This window comes from Streptomyces sp. NPDC040410, from assembly GCF_055595715.1.
In genome coordinates this window covers 1-2,024 of the sequence record NZ_JBVIVK010000070.1, presented here as the reverse complement: position 1 = coordinate 2,024, position 2,024 = coordinate 1, and the positions used below count along the sequence as shown (strand labels likewise).

General features: G+C 69.5%; 1 protein-coding gene. It reads left to right on the top strand.

Annotation, left to right across the window (positions count from 1 at the left end; all coding sequences use genetic code 11):
* A partial coding sequence (locus tag ACZ562_RS38310; RefSeq protein WP_471189341.1) for a condensation domain-containing protein occupies nucleotides 1-2,024 on the top strand: 2,024 nt, incomplete at both ends.

The following is a 2,024-nucleotide window of genomic DNA, read 5'->3' as shown; positions in this document are numbered from 1 at the left end:
GTGAAGGTGCGTGGTTTCCGTATCGAGCCCGGTGAGATCGAGGCCGTGCTGCTGTCCCACCCGGAGGTCACCCAGGCCGCCGTGGTCGCCCGTGAGGGTGCCCTGGTGGCGTACGTCGTCCCGTCGGTCCAGGACACAGCGGCGCTGCGGGAACTGCTTGCCTCGCAACTGCCCCAGTACATGGTGCCGTCCGCCTTTGTGGTCCTGGACGAGCTGCCGCTGACGGTGAACGGGAAGCTGGACCGCAAGGCACTCCCCGCACCGGAGTACACCTCGGGAGAGGGCCGTGCCCCGGCCACGGTGCAGGAAGAGATCCTGTGCACACTGTTCGCCGATGTCCTGGGCCTGGACACGGTCGGGGTGGAGGACAACTTCTTCCGCCTCGGCGGGCACTCACTGCTTGCAGTGCGACTGACATCCCGGATCCGTGCCGTGCTGGGCGTCGAGGTCGAGGTACGGGCGCTGTTCGAGGCGCCGACGGTGGCACGGCTGGCCGCCCGGCTCGCCCAGGGCACCCAGCAGGCCCGTTCCCCCCTGCGGGCCGTGGCCGAACGGCCCGAGCGGGTACCCCTGTCGTTCGCGCAGCGGCGCCTGTGGTTCCTCGGCCAGCTCGAAGGGCCCAACCCCACGTACAACATCCCGGTGCCGATCCGGGTGAACGGCGCCGACCCCGTCGTACTCAATGCGGCACTGCGGGATGTGATCACGCGGCATGAGTCGCTGCGGACGGTGTTCGCCGCGGTCGACGGTGAGCCGTATCAGCGGATCCTCGACCCGCGGGAACTGGACTGGGAGCTGGAGGTGTCCCAGGTCACCCACGAGGACATGGCCGAGACGGTGAGCCGGGTGTCGCGGCACGCCTTCGACCTGTCGTCCGAACTGCCCATCCGTGCCTGGCTGTTCGAGGCCGGGTCGGACGAGCAGGTGCTCGTGGTGGTGATGCATCACATCGCCAGCGACGGCTGGTCGATGGGTCCCCTGGGACGCGATCTGTCCACCGCGTACGCGGCGCGGCTGCGCGACGAGGCACCCGAATGGGCGCCGCTGCCCGTGCAGTACACCGACTACGCCCTCTGGCAGCGGGAGCTGCTGGGCGACGCCTCCGACCCCGACAGTCTGCTGAACGCACAGGTGGAGTACTGGCGGCAGACGCTGTCCGGCTCACCGGAGGAACTGGAGCTGCCTGGAGACCGGGCGCGCCCCCTCATGACCAGCCACCAGGGCCACCAGATTCCGCTGCACGTGCCCGCCGAAGTGCACCAGCGGGTCGTGGAACTCGCGCGTGCCGAGGGCGTCACCGTGTTCATGGTGATGCAGGCCGCGCTCGCGGTCACCCTGTCACGGCTGGGCGCCGGAACCGACATTCCCGTCGGATGCGGTATCGCCGGCCGCAACGACGAGGCGCTGGACGACCTGGTCGGGTTCTTCGTCAACACCCTCGTGATCCGCACCGACCTCTCCGGGAACCCGGAGTTCCGGCAGGTCCTGGAGCGCGTGCGCGAAGCCAGTCTGGGCGCCTGGGCGCACCAGGACGTGCCCTTCGAGCGACTCGTCGAGGAGCTGGCCCCCGAACGCTCCATGTCCCGCCACCCCCTGTTCCAAGTGGCCCTGACCTTGCAGAACGTCGAGCGGGCCGGACTGGAGATGCCGGGCGTGCGGGCCGGAGCGGTCGCGGGCGTCGAGGCCGCCATGGCCGCCTCGGCCAAGTACGACCTCGATGTGATGATCGCGGAGGCATACGACGAGAACGGCAACCCCGCCGGACTGCGCGGTGCCGTCGTCGGATCGGCCGATCTGTTCGACGCTCGCTCCATCGAGGCCCTCACCGAACGGTGGGCACGAGTCCTGGAGTCGGTGACCGCGGACCCGGCGCTGCGTCTGGCCGCCGTGGAGATCCTCGACCCCGCCGAGCGCGAACTGCTGCTCACTGAGTGGGGTGGGTCTTCGCTTGAGGGTACGGGTGTGGGTGTGGGTGTGGGTTCGTCGGTGTTGGGGTTGTTTGGTGGGTGGGTTGGTGTGGATGC